This is a genomic window from Bradyrhizobium sp. I1.14.4 (assembly GCF_050435825.1).
GTDB lineage: Bacteria > Pseudomonadota > Alphaproteobacteria > Rhizobiales > Xanthobacteraceae > Bradyrhizobium.
This window is the reverse complement of the sequence record NZ_JBNDLA010000011.1, coordinates 220,711-235,807: the sequence shown is the minus strand read 5'-3', so window position 1 is coordinate 235,807 and position 15,097 is coordinate 220,711. Positions and strand designations below refer to the sequence as shown.

At 64.1% G+C, this 15,097-nt stretch carries 14 protein-coding genes; 13 read left to right on the top strand and 1 reads right to left on the bottom strand.

The window, feature by feature from the left end:
* Window positions 1–362 precede the first annotated feature (362 nt).
* The 12 genes from ABIB78_RS23185 (at window position 363) to ABIB78_RS23130 (ending at window position 11,816) form a co-directional block, all read left to right on the top strand.
* The gene (locus tag ABIB78_RS23185; RefSeq protein ID WP_429028910.1) at window positions 363–2,063 is read left to right on the top strand and encodes a ShlB/FhaC/HecB family hemolysin secretion/activation protein; all 1,701 of its coding nucleotides are present in this window, start codon (window positions 363–365) and stop codon (window positions 2,061–2,063) included.
* Window positions 2,064–2,068: 5 nt separating this feature from the next.
* Window positions 2,069–4,105 (top strand): DUF2341 domain-containing protein, encoded by a 2,037-nt coding sequence (locus ABIB78_RS23180; protein WP_429028917.1) that lies wholly within the window; start codon window positions 2,069–2,071, stop codon window positions 4,103–4,105.
* Window positions 4,106–4,110: 5 nt separating this feature from the next.
* On the top strand, window positions 4,111–4,515 hold the full coding sequence (locus ABIB78_RS23175; protein WP_429028909.1) for an ExbD/TolR family protein: 405 nt from the start codon (window positions 4,111–4,113) through the stop codon (window positions 4,513–4,515).
* Window positions 4,516–4,535: 20 nt separating this feature from the next.
* Window positions 4,536–5,060, top strand: coding sequence for a hypothetical protein (locus ABIB78_RS23170; RefSeq protein WP_429028908.1), 525 nt, complete (start codon window positions 4,536–4,538; stop codon window positions 5,058–5,060).
* On the top strand, window positions 5,057–5,875 hold the full coding sequence (locus ABIB78_RS23165) for a TonB C-terminal domain-containing protein (RefSeq protein WP_429028907.1): 819 nt from the start codon (window positions 5,057–5,059) through the stop codon (window positions 5,873–5,875). Before ABIB78_RS23170 ends, ABIB78_RS23165 begins: the two co-directional genes overlap by 4 nt.
* Window positions 5,876–5,953: 78 nt before the next feature.
* Window positions 5,954–7,849 carry a putative porin gene (locus ABIB78_RS23160; protein ID WP_429028906.1) on the top strand — a complete coding sequence of 632 codons (1,896 nt, stop codon included), beginning with the start codon at window positions 5,954–5,956 and terminating at the stop codon, window positions 7,847–7,849.
* Between the two features lie 2 nt (window positions 7,850–7,851).
* Window positions 7,852–8,445: a hypothetical protein gene (locus tag ABIB78_RS23155; RefSeq protein WP_429028905.1), complete on the top strand. Its 594-nt coding sequence runs from the start codon at window positions 7,852–7,854 to the stop codon at window positions 8,443–8,445.
* On the top strand, window positions 8,442–9,488 hold the full coding sequence (locus tag ABIB78_RS23150) for a peptidylprolyl isomerase (protein WP_429028904.1): 1,047 nt from the start codon (window positions 8,442–8,444) through the stop codon (window positions 9,486–9,488). Before ABIB78_RS23155 ends, ABIB78_RS23150 begins: the two co-directional genes overlap by 4 nt.
* Before the next feature lie 13 nt (window positions 9,489–9,501).
* On the top strand, window positions 9,502–10,032 hold the full coding sequence (locus ABIB78_RS23145) for a YbjN domain-containing protein (protein WP_429028903.1): 531 nt from the start codon (window positions 9,502–9,504) through the stop codon (window positions 10,030–10,032).
* Window positions 10,033–10,437: 405 nt separating this feature from the next.
* Window positions 10,438–11,013, top strand: coding sequence for a lytic transglycosylase domain-containing protein (locus ABIB78_RS23140; RefSeq protein ID WP_429028902.1), 576 nt, complete (start codon window positions 10,438–10,440; stop codon window positions 11,011–11,013).
* 90 nt (window positions 11,014–11,103) lie between these two features.
* Complete coding sequence (locus tag ABIB78_RS23135; protein ID WP_429028901.1) at window positions 11,104–11,523, top strand: hypothetical protein; 420 nt, start codon at window positions 11,104–11,106, stop codon at window positions 11,521–11,523.
* A gap of 116 nt (window positions 11,524–11,639) precedes the next feature.
* Window positions 11,640–11,816: an MJ0042-type zinc finger domain-containing protein gene (locus ABIB78_RS23130; RefSeq protein ID WP_429028900.1), complete on the top strand. Its 177-nt coding sequence runs from the start codon at window positions 11,640–11,642 to the stop codon at window positions 11,814–11,816.
* A 107-nt stretch (window positions 11,817–11,923) separates the two neighbouring features.
* On the opposite strand, the gene ABIB78_RS23125 is transcribed toward ABIB78_RS23130, so the two are convergent.
* Entirely contained in the window at window positions 11,924–12,964 is a 1,041-nt protein-coding gene (locus ABIB78_RS23125; protein ID WP_429028899.1) for an AraC family transcriptional regulator, read from the bottom strand.
* Window positions 12,965–13,415: 451 nt separating this feature from the next.
* Between ABIB78_RS23125 and ABIB78_RS23120 the strand changes: the two genes are divergently transcribed.
* Window positions 13,416–15,068, top strand: coding sequence for a fatty acid--CoA ligase (locus tag ABIB78_RS23120; protein ID WP_429028898.1), 1,653 nt, complete (start codon window positions 13,416–13,418; stop codon window positions 15,066–15,068).
* Window positions 15,069–15,097: the final 29 nt, after the last annotated feature.

Sequence of the window (15,097 nt, the reverse complement as noted above, 5' to 3'; positions counted from 1 at the left end):
ACGACAAAGCCGAGCCTTTCGTCTGGACCAAGAAAAAGGTCCGCCAACGCCGCTTCAAAGGCCGCCGTATCACTCAGCTCTGATTCCGGGTACTAGAGCCCCGTTCCGCTTCAATCGTAACGGGGCTCTCATCGAACGAATCGACGCCGCCCCACTCGACTTCCTAACAAACCGAAAATTTCTTCCGCGATGCCGCAGATTCTTTTGCGGGTTTGCGCTCGCCCAGACGTCTTCTGAGTAAGGCGTCGTCATCGCGGCCTTCCTGTCGCGATGGCGCGCGTCTGCGCGAAGTAAGTGGGACGTCTGTGCGTAGTCGAAGAGATCATTGGGTTTTTGGACATCGTCCGCGATGTCGGATCGGGTTGCGCGTGTCGGCTGCGGCGCTCTCCGTGGTTGGCTCCGCGCTAGCCATTGTGCCGGCGCGCGCAGCGAAGGAAGAGGCAAAGGATACTGCCGCTGCGGCCGCAGCGCCGGCAGCGGGCAAGCAGCAGGCCCCGGCGAATGCGTCGGCCCAAAAGCCTTTGGCGCCGCTGCAGCGCTTCGACATCGACGACTTCGCGGTGCAGGGCGCCGACAAGCTGCCCCAGGTCGAGATCGAGGAGGCGATCTATCCCTTCCTCGGTCCGAACAAGACCTCCGACGATGTCGAGAAGGCGCGCGCGGCGCTGGAGAAGGCGTATCACGACAAGGGCCTCCAGACCGTCAGTGTCGCGGTCCCGCAGCAGAATGTCACGGGCGGCGTGGTCACCCTCAAGGTGACCGAGCTGAAGGTCGGGCGGCTGCGGGTCAAGAACTCGCGCTATTTCGATCTCGACCGGATCAAGGATAGTGCGCCTTCGCTGAAGGAGGGCAGTGTTCCCAATTTCAGCGATGTCACCAAGGACATCGTGTCGCTCAATCAATGGCCGGATCGTCGTGTGACTCCGGCACTGCGCGCCGGCGTGGCGCCCGGCACCGTCGACGTCGATCTCAACGTCGAGGACAAGGCGCCGATCCACGCCAGCCTCGAGGTGAACAACCGGCAATCGCCGTCGACGACGCCGAGCCGCGTCTCCGCCACCGTGCACTATGACAATCTGTGGCAGCTCGGCCACTCCTTGAGCTTCACCTACCAAGTCGCGCCGGAACGCCCGAGCGACGCCGAGGTGTTCTCCGGCTCCTACATGGCGCGGGTACCGAACGTCGATTGGCTCAATTTGCTGTTCTACAGCGTCAAGTCGAACAGCAATGTCGCGACCATCGGCGGCACTAACGTGGTCGGTCCCGGCCTGATCATCGGCGAGCGCGCCGTGATCACGCTGCCGACGCGCGAAGGCCTGTTCCACACGCTGTCGGTCGGCATGGACTACAAGCATTTCGACCAGACCGTGAATCTAGGTACCGACGGCTTCTCGTCGCCGGTGACCTATTATCCTGTTGTCGCGACCTATGGGGCGACGTTCCAGGAAGAGAAGTTCACGACGCAGTTCAATGCCGGCATCACCTACAATGTCCGGACGCTGAGCAGCCCGTTGGACGAGTTCGACGCGAAGCGCTACAAGGCCTCGCCGAGCTTCACGCACCTCAACCTCGACGTCTCGCATACCCAGGAGCTGCCGGAAGGCTTTCAGCTCTACGGCAAGGTGCAGGGCCAGATTGCCGACGGTCCGCTGGTCTCGAGCGAGCAGTTCAGCCTCGGCGGCCTCGACACCGTTCGCGGCTATCTCGAATCCGAGGTACTCGGCGACAACGGCGCGGTCGCCAATCTCGAGCTGCGCACCCCCAATGTCGGCGGCATGCTGCAAGGCGAGCTCAAGAGCGAAACCGGCGATGGCAAGCCGCGCTTCGTCACCTTCAACGATTGGCGCTTCTTCACGTTCTTCGATGCCGGGTACGCCGCGATTCAGCAGCCGCTTCCGCAGCAGCAGCCGTCCTTCGTCGCATGGAGCTACGGCATCGGCACCCGATTCAAGACGTTCGATTATTTCAACGGCATGGTCGCGTTTTCCGTGCCGGGGGTTACTCAAGCATACACGCACGCCAACAGTCCGCGCGTGAACTTCCGAATCTGGGGTGAATTCTGATGGGGATGGATCTTACAGTCGAGCGACGTACGCGCCGGCTGGCGCTGCGGCGAGGCATCGCGAATGTCGCGACGGCATTGTTGTTCGGGCTCGTCGCCCTGGTGGCGTCGTTCGCGCCGGCGAACGCGTGGTGGAACGACGAATGGTCGCTGCGCAAGAAGATCACGGTCGACGTCAGCGCGTCCGGCGCCAACGTCACCGATCCGATCGGGGCGGCGCCGGTGCTGGTGCGGCTGCATGTCGGAAACTTCCGCTTCAGCGCCGCCAAGGATGACGGCAGCGATCTGCGGTTCGTCGCCGGCGACGACAAGACGCCGCTGAAGCATCACATCGAGAAGTTCGATTCCCTGCTCGGCGAAGGCCTGGTCTGGGTGGCGATGCCTAACCTCGCGCCGGGCGCGCGAACCGACATCTGGCTCTATTACGGCAACAAGAAAGCGCTCGCGACCGGCGACCCCAAGGGAACCTACGATCCGGATACCCTGACGGTCTATCACTTCAACGAGCGCGGCACGCCGGCGATTGATTCCTCGGTGTGGGCCAACAACGCCCAAAGCGTCGGCCAGCCGGCGGACGGTTCGCTGATCGGGACCGGCTTGCGGCTCGACGGCCGCGCTCCGGTGACCGTGCCGGCCTCGCCGTCGCTCGCTTGGCCGGATGGTGCAGCGCTGACCTGGTCGGCCTGGATCAAGCCTGCCGCGCTGCAGCCAAGCGCCGCGCTGTTCAGCCGGCGTGACGGTGCCAACGCGCTGGTGATCGGTGTCGACAACGGCAGCCCGTTTGTCGAGGTCACCAATGCGGGCTCGGTGCAGCGCTCGACCGCCGGAGCACCGGTGGCGGCCGGCAGCTGGCATCACGTCGCTGTCGTTGCCGCAAACGGCCAAATCACGCTCTATCTCGACGGCGTATCCCATGCCGCGCTCAGCGCGGGACTGCCGGCTCTCAATACTGTTGGCCTGATCGGAGGAGACTCGTCGACCTCCAGCGCTTCTCCGATCGCGCCTGCGACGGCACCGTCCGCAGCAACACCATCAGTGCCCCCTGATGCGTCGGCTGCGGACGGTGGAGCCGCGCCTGTGGCGACGCCGGATGCAGCGGCCACGCCGGCTCCGGCGCCTGTTGCCGCCATGGCCGGCTTCGTCGGCGACATCGACGAACTGCAGATCAGCAAGGTCGCGCGCCCCGCCGGACTGATCAAGGTGATGGCGATCGGGCAGGGCCCCGACCAGGCCAAGCTGATGGCATTCAGCGTCGACGAGGAGACCGCAAGCTGGCTGTCCGGCTATTTCGCGGTGATCCTGAAGTCGGTGACGCTCGACGGCTGGGTGGTGATCGGCATTCTCCTGATCATGGCTGCGATCAGCTGGGTGGTGATGTTCGACCGAGCCTCGTATCTCAGCAAGCAGGCCAAGGCGAACGCCCAGTTCATGAAGGGGTTTCGCGAGATCGCCGCCGATCTGACCATGCTGGATCGTGGCGATGCCGACGATATCTCGACACTGGGCGGACGCCTCACCGAAGCCGACGCCAAGATGATGCGCTCGTCCTCGCTCTATCGCATCTATCACATCGGCGCTGCGGAGATCCGCCACCGCTTCGGGACCAACAATCCACAGCGCGTGCCGGTGCTGTCGGCGGTTTCGATCGCTGCGATCCGCGCGGCGCTCGATAGCGGCGTGGTCAAGGAGATGCAGCGGCTCAACCGTCTGATGGTGGTGCTGACGATTGCGATCTCCGGCGGACCGTTCCTTGGCCTGCTCGGCACCGTGGTCGGCGTCATGATCACCTTCGCGGCGATCGCGGCCAGCGGCGACGTCAACGTCAATGCGATCGCGCCCGGCATCGCTGCGGCGCTGGTGGCGACCGTCGCCGGTCTCGGCGTCGCGATCCCGGCGCTGTTCGGCTACAACTACCTGATCTCGCGGATCAAGGACCTGAGCAACGACATTCAGGTCTTCGTCGACGAGTTCGTGACCAAGATGGCGGAATTCTATTCCGCCGACCGGCCGGACCCGATCGAACACCGCATCGCGGCGGAGTGACGGCGATGCAGATCCAGACCGATTCCAAACCCTATGACGACATCAACATCACGCCGATGCTGGATCTCGCCTACGTGCTGCTGGTGATCTTCATCATCATGACGACGGCGACCGTGCAGGGACAGAAGGTCAATCTGCCGAAGGCCTCGGCGGCGCCGAGCCTCGCGACCCAGACCACCAAGGCGATCACGGTCGCCAATGACGGCAAGATCTTCCTCGACACGATTCCGGTCACGCTGGCCGAGCTCGAGCAACGGCTGATCCAGCAGAAGGCGCTGACGCCGGAGTTTCCCGTGGTGCTGCGCGGCGATGCGCAGGCGCAGTACCAGAGCGTGATGGACGTGTTCGATCTGCTCAGCCGCATCGGCCTGAGCCAGGTCGGGCTCGCCACCAAGCCGCTCGTGAAGTGAGTCAGCCGAGAAACGACGCCATGATCACGCAGCCAGCACCGTTCCCACTCCCCCGGCGCCGGACGTTGCGGTCCTGGCTGAATGGCGTGATGCGGTCGTTCGATCCCGGCGACGGGATTGCAGGCGGCATGCGCGTAGAGCCGGCGTCGGTCGGCACCGGTCTTGGCGCGGAGCTTGGTGTGTTGCCGCCCATCGCGGATACGCGCGAACCGGCGCGTGGTGAGGTCCTGCCGTTTCCTGTCCATGGCGAGGCCTTACTGGTCAAGCTCGCGGATGTGCTGCGCCGGCACGTCGCGGGGCGCCAACCCGCTGACAATCCGCTGCGGCTGACGATCTCACGATGCCCGTGGACCCGGCTCTCGATCGATGCGGCGGCCTGTGTGGATTATCTGAGCGAGTCCGAGACCTTTCAGGCTGCGATCGAGGCAGGCCCCGACACCTGGGTCATCCTGAAGACCACGGACTTCGACGCGCTCGCGAGCTTCGTCACGCAATACGTCAATGACAGGCTGACCAACCGCGTCTCGATGGAGACCGCGCCATGAACGCGCCGATGCGCGACCAGAACGCGCAGGCCGCGCGCGCCGCGCCGTCCGCTGAAGATCACGCTGTCGCCGTCGCTCCCGCAACAACGGCCGCGGCGCCGTCGGGGCCTGCCCGCAACACGGCTGCCCGGAAGGGCGAGCGCAATGCGCTGCTGCGTTACGGCTCGGTGGTGGCGGTGGTCGTGCTGTTCCTTGGCGGCATCGTCTATTTCTTGCTCGGTCATGACGACATGCCGCCGCCGCGTCAGGTGCGCGATCTCACCATCGTCAATGTGACGCTGCCGCCGCCACCGCCACCTCCGCCTCAGCAGCCGCCGCCCGAGCAGAAGATGATCGAGCAGCCGAAGATGGCGGAGCCCGAATTCAAGGAAGAGAAGCCGGTCGACAAGCCGAAGGACGAGCCGGCCAAGGATGCCAAGAACGACGAGCCCCCCGGTCCGCTGTCGCTTGATGCCAAGCCGACGGGACCCGGCGATCTGTTCAATCTGGGCGGCAAGCCCGGCGGCAACCCGTATGGCGGGGGCGGCGGCGGCAGCCGTTGGGGTTGGTACACCACGATCATCACCTCGCAGGTCGAGGCGGCGATCCGCGCCAATCCGAAGACGCGCAACATGGCCACGCAGATTCAGGTGCGGCTGTGGGTGGATGGCTCCGGCCACGTCACCCGCGTCGTCCTGACGCCGTCGTCCGGCAATCCGGAGATCGATGCGGCGCTCCGCAACGAGGTGATCGGCAGCCTGACGCTGCGCGAACCGCCACCCAAGGACATGCCGATGCCGGTGGTCACGCGCGTCACCGCGCGCCGGCCGAGCTGACGAGACCAACTGACGAACGACCAACCTTTGAACGACCAACCTTTGAACTTCAAAGTGCGAGTGAGAACTGGGGGACTGATGTTTAAGAAACGAGCTCACGCAGGATGGCGCGCGTTGCCGCTTGCGGTGTCGCTGAGCGCGCTCGCCTGCGCAACGCCGGCCGTGGGCCAGACTGCGGACCAGGCCGCCGACCAGGCGCCCGCCGCCGCAGCGAAGCGGACCGATACCAAGCGGCCGAAGGTGTCGAGCGCGAAGCCGACATCGTCGAACGCCACCGTCAATCTCGTCAATCTCCTGGTGCAGCAGGGCGTCCTCAAGGAAGAGCAGGCCCAGGCGCTGATCAAGCAGGCCGAGGACGAGGCCTATGTCTCCCGCCAGGCCGCCAAGGACGCCACGGCCAAGGCCGACGACGCCAGCAAGGCAGCAACCGCCGCTGCGGCCGCGGCGCAGCCGCCCGGCACCAGGCACGTCACCTACGTTCCCGAAGTCGTCAAAAGACAGTTACGGGAAGAGATTAAGCAGGAGGTGATGGCCAAGGCGCAGAAAGAGAACTGGGCGTCGCCCGGAACCTACCCGGAATGGGCGCAACGTATCCGCTTCTACGGCGATGCGCGCGTGCGCTATCAGGGCAACTATTTCCCGACCGGCAACGACCAGGCCGGCGCCGCCAACTTCAACGCGATCAATACCGGTTCGCCGCTCGACGTATCGAACTCGAACCCGTACTTTGGACCGACCTATGACGCCACGCAGGACCGCAACCAGTTCCGGTTTCGCGGCCGCCTCGGCATGGAAGCGGACCTGCTCTACGGGTTCACCGCCGGCTTGCGCATCGCGACCGGCGAAAACAACTCGCCGGTGTCGACCAACCAGACGTTTGGTGCCACCGGAGGCAACTTTTCGAAATATGCGCTCTGGCTGGATCGCGGCTACATCAACTGGCAGGGTTGGAATGGCGATTTGAGCCTGTCCGCAGGCCGTTTCGACAACCCGTTCTGGTCGCCGACCGATCTGGTCTGGTACCGCGAGCTCGGCTTCGACGGCGTCGCCGTTCAGGCCAAGCACGAGGTGTGGGAAGGCTTCACGCCATTCGCGGTGGCCGGCGCATTCCCGATCTACAACACCGATTTCAACGCCGGAATCAATCTGGCGGATCCGGCCACCGGGGCGCCGACCAAGTTCGCAAGCCACGACAAGTGGCTGTTCGGAGGCCAGGTCGGCTTCAATGCCCGCTTCAGCCCGGAATATGCGTTCCGGTTCGGCGTCGCTTACTACGACTTCGACAACGTGCAGGGCCAGCGCTCCAGTCCCTGCATCGTCGAGACGTCATCCGATGTTTGCGATACCGACATAACCCGGCCGTCCTTCGCGCAGAAGGGAAATACCTATTTCCCGTTGCGTACCATTATCCCCGATCCCATCGGCCAAGGTAACAATGGCGGCCAGAACTTTCAGTACCAGTATTTCGGACTGGTCAGCCAGTACCGCCCGGTGGTCGTCAGCGGACAGCTCGATCTCGGACATTTCCATCCGACCCACATCGTGCTCGACGGCGAGTACGTCAACAACACCGCGTTCAGCCGCTCTCTCATGAACACGGCCGCTGCAACCTACGGCGTTCTGATGAACAACCGCGGGCCGAGCCCGGATGGCGGCACCACACCGGGTCCGTTCAACGGCGGCAATCAGGGTTGGCTCGGCCGCGTCACTGTCGGCAACAGGGAGATCAAGCATCTCTGGGATTGGAACGTCCACGCCGGCTACAAATATCTGGAATCCGACGCCACCATCGATGCCTTCGCCGACTCTGATTTCGGCCTCGGCGGCACCAACCTCAAGGGCTATTTCGTCGGCGGCAATATCGGTCTCGGCGAGAATGTCTGGGCGACCTTGCGCTGGATGAGCGCCAACAGCATCGCCGGCAACCCCTATGCCGTCGACGTCCTGCAAGTCGACCTCAACGCGAAGTTCTGACCATGCGCATCGCACTCTTTGTCCTGACGATGGTGATCGCAGCGTTGAGCTCCGGCACCGCATTCGCCCAGTCCGAGACCGACCGCCTGCGTGACGCCCTGCGCAGCGCGACGGCGCAGACCCGCGCGCTGGAAGACCAGCGTACGGCCCTGCAGGCAAAAATCGCCGACGCCGATCGCGAAAAGGCGGCGGCCAAGAAGGAGGTCGACGACCTCAAGGCGCAGCTGAAGAAAGCCGACAAGGAACATCGCGACGCGGTCGATGAGTTCAATCAACGGCTCGCCGAACGCGATGAGACGCTGGAGAAGTGGAAGTCTGCCTATGAGGAGGCCGCCACTGTCGCCCGCACCAAGGACGCCGAGCGCGCCAAGTTCGAAGGTGAGGCCACCGCCTACAAGGCCAGCACCAAGAGCTGCATCGCCAAGAACACCCAGCTGGTCAAGGCCGGCAAGGAGATGGTGCAACGCTACAAGGACCTGACGATCGGCGAGATCGTGGTCTCGCGCGAGCCGGCGATTCAGCAGCGCCGGGTCGAAATCCAGAATCAGCTGCAGGAAAGCCAGGACAAGTTCCTCGATCAGAAGGTGAATCCATGACGACCGCCCTTATCGTGAAGCCGCTTCGGTCGATCGGTCTCGCCGCCGTTGTCGCGGCTTTGTTTGCGCCGATGGATGCGTCGGCGCAGGCGCAAGCCCCGGCGCCACGCACGGTGCAGGCTCCCGTCAGGAAGCCGCAGCCGCAGCCCGCGGCACAGGCGCAAGCCGCCGCCGCTCCCGCGCCGGCTCCGGTCGCGGCGGCGCCGAAGCCCGCCACCGCTCCCGAGAATGTCATCGCGCGCGTCGGCGACACCAATATCTCCGCCGATGATCTTCGCAGCTATGTTGCTGCGCTTGCCCCGCGCGAGCAGGCTGCGCTCGCCAAGGATCCGGCCATGCTGAGCCAGGCGGTCCGGCTGCTGCTTGCCAACCGCCTCGTGCTGCAGGAGGCGGTGGCGAAGAAATGGGATCAGCAACCCGGCGTCGCGGCGCAGCTCGAGCGGACGCGCGAGAGCGCAGTGGTCGAGCTCTATCTGCAATCGGTGTCGACGCCGCCGGCCAGCTTCCCGAGCGAGGACGATCTGCAGAAGGTCTATGAGGCCAATCGCGCCGCGTTCCTGATGCCGCGGCAATTCCAGCTCGCGCAGATCTTCATCGCCGCTCCGAAGGAGGGCGACAAGGCCGCCGAGGACAAGGCGAGGCAGGAGCTCGACGACGTGCAGCGCAAGCTGAAGGCGCCGGGAGCGGACTTCGCGGCGATCGCGCGCGGCGACAACAACGCTGCCAAGGACGTCGGCGACCTCGGATGGGTTGCGGAGACCCAGATTCGTCCGGAGATCCGCAGTCAGGTGATGGGGCTTGCCAGGAACAGCGTGTCCGAGCCGATCAAGCTCGACGACGGCTGGCATATCATCAAGCTGATCGACACCAAGGCATCCTATACCCGCACCTTGCCCGAAGTGCGCGACCAGCTGGCGCTGCAGATTCGCTCCGAGCGGTCGAACATGATGCGGCGGGCCTATCTCGCCGAGCTCTTGAAGCAGCATCCGCCCGTCCTCAACGAGCTTGCACTGTCGAGCCTGCTCGACGCGTCGAAAAAGTAATATGGAGATAAAGATGTCCGAGATCATCACCAAACTCACCATCGACGGATTGCGCGACAACTTCCAGAATGTCGGCTATCGCGTCGAAACGCTGACCGATCCGGTCGCCAACACGACCTATCTGCGTTCGGCGACGGCGGGGCTCGGCTTCGAGATCCGGCCGGGAAATCAGCTGCTCGGCGAGGAACAGGGTTTCGTCGACGCCACGCTGGTCACCACGCTCCAGGTGCAGGGCGAGCTGCCGCTCGACCTCGTCAATCGCTGGAACGCGACGCGGCGGTTCGGTCGGCTGCAACTCAGCCATCCGTTCCTGGTGTTCTGCCTCGATGTCTCCGTTGCCGGTGGGGTGGCGCCGAACTTCGTGCGGGCGCAGATCGAGGTTTGGGACCGGCTGGTTCAGGAGCTGATCGCCTATCTGCGCGAGGAGCTGCCGAAACTCGCCGCCCGGAATGGCGCGGCTGCCGCCCCGCAACCCAGTGCGCCCGGCCAGCAGCCGGCGCATGAGCGCACCGCGGAAGCAGGGGCAGTTCCCACCATCCAGTAAGTCGTGCCGGCGCGCGACGATCAGGACCGCAAGCGACCAATGAATGACGGTGCCTCCACGATGAAGGCGAGCTGCATCAGCCGATGGCGGAAGCAGCTCGATCCTGCTCGTCACTGGAGCAGTTGCATTGCAGCCGGCGGTCTTGCGCTCGCGCTTGGTCTTGCGCAGACCGCTCACGCGGAGGCAGAGACGGCGGCGCCATCATTCAGCACACGCTTTGCCGCCGTCGGGTCGGCGGAGCCTGCTGCCGATGCGACGGCAAAGCCGCCGGCCGAGGTGACGACGAAGCCGGCCGCGCCTGCAAAGGATGCGGCCAAAGATACGGCCAAAGGTGAGGCGAAGGATGCTGGCGGGAAAAGTCTCCCGCCTCCGCCCGGGAACCAGGCCGCGGTTTCGGATGCGCGCATGCGCTATCGCGCGTTGATCGAGAAGGAGGCGGCCGGAAGCGGGCTCGCACCCGAGATCGCCGAGGCCGTGATGGGCGTGGAGAGCGGCTACAATCCGGATGTGATCGGCGGCGTCGGCGAAATCGGGCTGATGCAGCTGTTGCCATCGACCGCGCGCATGCTGGGCTTTTCCGGCTCGCTCGCCGAACTTGCGATTCCCGAAAACAACATTCGTTTTGGCGTCATGTACCTTGCGCAGGCGTGGCGCCTTGCCGGCGGCGACCTCTGCACCGCGGTCATGAAGTACCGTGCGGGTCACGGTGAGACCCGTTTCTCCTATCTGTCGGTGAATTATTGCGTGGCGGTGCGCGCCCGGTTGTTTGCCCGCGGCTTTCGGGTGACGGGAACCGTGCCGGTCGCGACCTTCGGCGAACCTGGGCGAAGCGGCGCTGGGGGTGGCGGCGGATGTGGCCGCAAATGCCTCGGCGGCGGCGGGCGCATCGGGCGCGTCGATCTCGTTGCGCTCAACACGCGGCTGAACGCGCTTGTGATCCAGGCCCGGGGAGGGAAATGGCAAGCGGCCACGCCGCCGTAGTTGATATCGTCGTCTTGATATCCTCGCTTGATATCCGCCCTTCGCTTCCTATCGTTTGAAACAGTTCTGGTTCTGCAAGGAGCAGCACCGATGAAAGCACTTATGTTGGCGATCGCCGTTGCCGGATTGTCGGCGATGCCGGCGCAGGCTCAGACACAGACGCAGCAGCACACGCCGCTGCCGGAAATTGTCGTCGGTGCACCTCCGCCGGCGGTCAATCTCAACCGCGACACGAGTGGCGGCACCGGCCGGGCTCCGGCAAGAGGTGGCGGCGGCGCCCCCGAGCGCTGCGGCGATGCGGTCTCGCTTGGCTGCATCAATGAGCGGCTGAGGAAGCAGGTCGATCAGGTCAATCCGCCGGTGACCAACACGCCGCCGCTCGACGCGAAGTCGCAGGACATCAAGATCGGTGTGGTCAACGTCCCGGCGGTGCAGCAGCAATATGGCCGCAACTTCGGGGTCTCGGCCTTTCCCTATCGGCCGCCGGCACCCGTCTACAGCCACCGATAACGATCGCGCGACCCTATGCCTGTTTCTCAGAGATCGTGACGCCGTCACATTTCTGACCATGGGCGTGTGGAAAATAGATCGAGCAACGGCTTGCTGATTCGATGCGAAAATCTGACGTGACGTGCCCCCATTGCCAGGCCGGCTATCGCCGGATCGAATTGACGTCGAAGGGCGGCGTCGCCGGCGAGTTTCGGTGCCTGGTGTGTGACCACGTGATCGAGCTGCTGGACGGTTCGACCGATGTTGCCTTTCGGCTGACCGTGCAGCCGGGCAAGACGGCTTACGCTTACTAGGGCATGATCCGGAAAAGTGCCGAGCGGTTTTCCCGAAAGATCATGCTCGGACAATGCGCCGAAGCCGCCTTCGCGCAAGCAAGGCGCTGAAAGGTCGCAGCCGGCAATCATTCGCCGCGGATGTCGCTCGGTGCCTTGTTGGTCCAGCGGTGGAACGCGCGCCTGAAGTTCGCCGCATCGCTGAACCCGAGCGCCAATGCGATATCTTCGTTGGCCAGCGTCGTGTTGCGGAGATATTTCAGGGCAATCTGGGTCCGTAGCTCGTCGTGCAGCCCCCGAAAGGAAAAGCCCTGCTGGCGCAACTGGCGCCGCAACGAGCGGTCATTCACGCCGAGCAGCTTCGCGATCGCCTCGAAGGTCGGCGGATTTGCGATGTCGCCAAGCAGGATGGCGCGAATCTTTCCGGCAACGCCGGTCCGCAATCTCAAGTCCCCGAGCAGGTCGTCGCAGAGGGCGACGATGGTCGGATACGTCGTCTTGTTGCCGAGATCGGCGCTCCGATCCAGCCATTGCGCCTTGAAGACGATCTGGTTGGCCGGCTGATTGAAGCGCACCGGGCATCCGACATGGTCGAGCGGAAGATCGAAGTCCGCTGCCTGCGGATAGGCCAGCGTGATTTCGAAGGGGACGAAGCCCGGCCCCATGACGTCGCGCATCAGCGAGATGTGGATGCCGATCTGCATCTCGGCGACGAACCGGTAGAGCGCGGGATCGGCAAACGCATGCAGGTTGGGCTCGATCGTCCATCTCGCATGGACCTTGTCCTCCCTGAAGTCGATCGCCGCCAGCGGCGCCGCGAGCGCGTGGTAACGCATCGCGAATTCCATCGCCTTGCGGAAGTCCGGGCAGCAGAGCAGCGCGTAGCCGTACATTCCGTAGGTCGAGATGTGGATCGATGCGCCGATGCGATAAGGTAGATGACGGTCGGTCGACAGGCGCAAGGCGTTTTGACAGACCATCATCAGTTGCGTCAGCGAGATCCGTGCCTGCGGTGAATGGACGTCGGCGAGCGGAATGTTGGTGCCGCGCAGGATGGCGTCGGCCGGGACGCCGGCGCCGGCCAGCATGTCGAACACGGCGCCAAGCTTGGTCGTCTCGTAAACCTTGTCGCTGCTGCCGACGGTCAGGATATCGTTGCGGGGGCCCAAGGGTCTCTTCGGTCGCATGGTTGGTTGCAAATTGAACCAGCCTTTCCTTTTGTCCGGATGCCGGACGGCGCAAAGCTTGAGCCGGACGAATTTTGGTTCGCCAGTGCCTCGCAACATAGCCGGTTCGGGGCACAACCCAAGGCCAATCCAAGGCTTATCAATGGGGCGCCGTTGTTGCATAGCAGCAAAATGGCAGCGGTGAAAAAGATGAAGACACGCAAGAAGAGCATCCTCGGTAAGGGCCGCCTGCCGTCGACGAGAGCAGCTTGTCCGGTTAAGACCCCGCCGATGTCCGTTTCGGACCTTCACAAATCTCGGGCATCACGCGAGGCTTCGTCCTAATGTCACACGGTCTGACCGTCGTGACTTAGGACGGCAGGCCACGCGATCCGCTCGCTCAAGAACTGCGGACGCAACGGTCGGAGGACATGCCAGGTCGAGGGAGGCTTCCATGGTTGGAAGGCTGATTCAGACTGCCCAATCCGCCTATCAATATCCGCTCATCTTCAAGCAGCTCTGGCACACGCCGCGCGTGCAGGCGCCCGACCAGGAGATCGTCTATCGCGATCTCAAGCGTCAGACTTATCGACAGACCAGAGAACGGATCGGCCGCCTCGCCTCGGCGCTCAGCAAGGCAGGCGTCGAGCCCGGCGACACCGTCGGCGTGCTCGAATGGGACAGCCATCGCTTTCTCGAGGCCTTCTTCGCGATCCCGATGATGGGCGCCGTGTTGCAGACGGTGAACGTTCGCCTGTCGCCGGAGCAGATCGCCTACACGATCGATCACGCCGGCGCGTCGACCCTGCTCGTCAATGAAGAGTTCGTCGGATTGCTTGAAGGCATCAAGGCGCAGTTGCCCAAGGTCAAGCGGATGATCGTGATGTCGGACAAGCCGTCGCCGCAGACCGGCAGTCTGTCCTTCATCGGCGAATATGAGAACCTGCTTGGCGCGGCCTCGCCGGATTACGACTTTCCCGATTTCGACGAGAACACCCAGGCCACCACCTTCTATACGACCGGCACCACCGGTCTGCCGAAGGGAGTTTATTACAGCCACCGCCAGCTCGTGCTGCACACGATCGCCGGGCTTGCACTGTTCGGCATGGCCGGGTCGCAGGGGCGTTTCTCGCGCGACGACGTCTACATGCCGATCACGCCGATGTTCCACGTTCACGCCTGGGGCTTCCCCTGGTCGGCGACGCTTGCCGGCACCAAGCAGGTCTATCCTGGGCGCTACGAGCCGGCGATGCTGGTCAAGCTGATCAAGAGCGAAGGCGTCACCTTCACCCACGGCGTGCCGACCATCCTGCAGATGCTGCTCAACGCCGCCGCTGCCGCCAAGGTCGATCTCAACGGCCTCAAGATGGTGATCGGCGGCTCTGCGTTACCGAAGGCGCTGGCCAAGCAGGCGATGGAGGCCGGCATCGACATCTTCGCGGGTTACGGCATGTCGGAGACCGGCCCGCTTGCCGCGGTCTCCCATGTCCAATCCAGGGATCTCAGCGGCGATCCTGACGGAGAGGTCGAATTCCGCACCCGCGCCGGCATGGCCGGCCCGCTGGTCGATCTGCGCATCGTCGATCCCGACATGAAGGACGTGCCCCATGACGGCAAGTCCCCTGGCGAGATCGTGCTGCGGGCGCCCTGGCTCACCCAGGGCTACTTCAACAACCCCGAAGGCTCGGAGCAACTCTGGGAAGGCGGCTATCTGCACACCAGCGATATCGCCGTGGTCAGTCCGGGCGGCTGCGTCCAGATCACCGACCGCATCAAGGATGTGATCAAGACCGGCGGCGAATGGGTGTCGTCGCTGCAGATCGAGGATCTGATCTCGCAATGCGACGGCGTGGCCGAGGCCGCGGTGATCGGCGTAAAAGACGAGAAATGGGGCGAGCGGCCGCTCGCGCTCGTGGTCAAGAAGCCGTCCGGCGCCGACGGCCTCAGCGACGACGCCATCAAGGACCATCTCAAGGTGTTCGCCGACAAGGGCGTCATCTCGAAGTACGGCATACCCGGCAAGATCCTGTTCATCGACAGCATTCCCAAGACCAGCGTCGGCAAGATCAACAAGAAGGAGCTGCGCGAGCTGTACGGCGACATGTGAGTGCCCGAATGCAGCCGAGAGAAGATCGA

Excerpts from the sequence above, each read along its gene's own strand:
- ABIB78_RS23180 (WP_429028917.1), top strand. The coding sequence starts at position 2,069 with ATGGATCTTACAGTCGAGCGACGTACGCGCCGGCTGGCGCTGCGGCGA.
- ABIB78_RS23175 (WP_429028909.1), top strand. The coding sequence starts at position 4,111 with ATGCAGATCCAGACCGATTCCAAACCCTATGACGACATCAACATCACG.
- ABIB78_RS23170 (WP_429028908.1), top strand. The coding sequence starts at position 4,536 with ATGATCACGCAGCCAGCACCGTTCCCACTCCCCCGGCGCCGGACGTTG.
- ABIB78_RS23165 (WP_429028907.1), top strand. The coding sequence starts at position 5,057 with ATGAACGCGCCGATGCGCGACCAGAACGCGCAGGCCGCGCGCGCCGCG.
- ABIB78_RS23160 (WP_429028906.1), top strand. The coding sequence starts at position 5,954 with ATGTTTAAGAAACGAGCTCACGCAGGATGGCGCGCGTTGCCGCTTGCG.
- ABIB78_RS23155 (WP_429028905.1), top strand. The coding sequence starts at position 7,852 with ATGCGCATCGCACTCTTTGTCCTGACGATGGTGATCGCAGCGTTGAGC.
- ABIB78_RS23150 (WP_429028904.1), top strand. The coding sequence starts at position 8,442 with ATGACGACCGCCCTTATCGTGAAGCCGCTTCGGTCGATCGGTCTCGCC.
- ABIB78_RS23145 (WP_429028903.1), top strand. The coding sequence starts at position 9,502 with ATGTCCGAGATCATCACCAAACTCACCATCGACGGATTGCGCGACAAC.
- ABIB78_RS23140 (WP_429028902.1), top strand. The coding sequence starts at position 10,438 with ATGCGCTATCGCGCGTTGATCGAGAAGGAGGCGGCCGGAAGCGGGCTC.
- ABIB78_RS23135 (WP_429028901.1), top strand. The coding sequence starts at position 11,104 with ATGAAAGCACTTATGTTGGCGATCGCCGTTGCCGGATTGTCGGCGATG.
- ABIB78_RS23120 (WP_429028898.1), top strand. The coding sequence starts at position 13,416 with ATGGTTGGAAGGCTGATTCAGACTGCCCAATCCGCCTATCAATATCCG.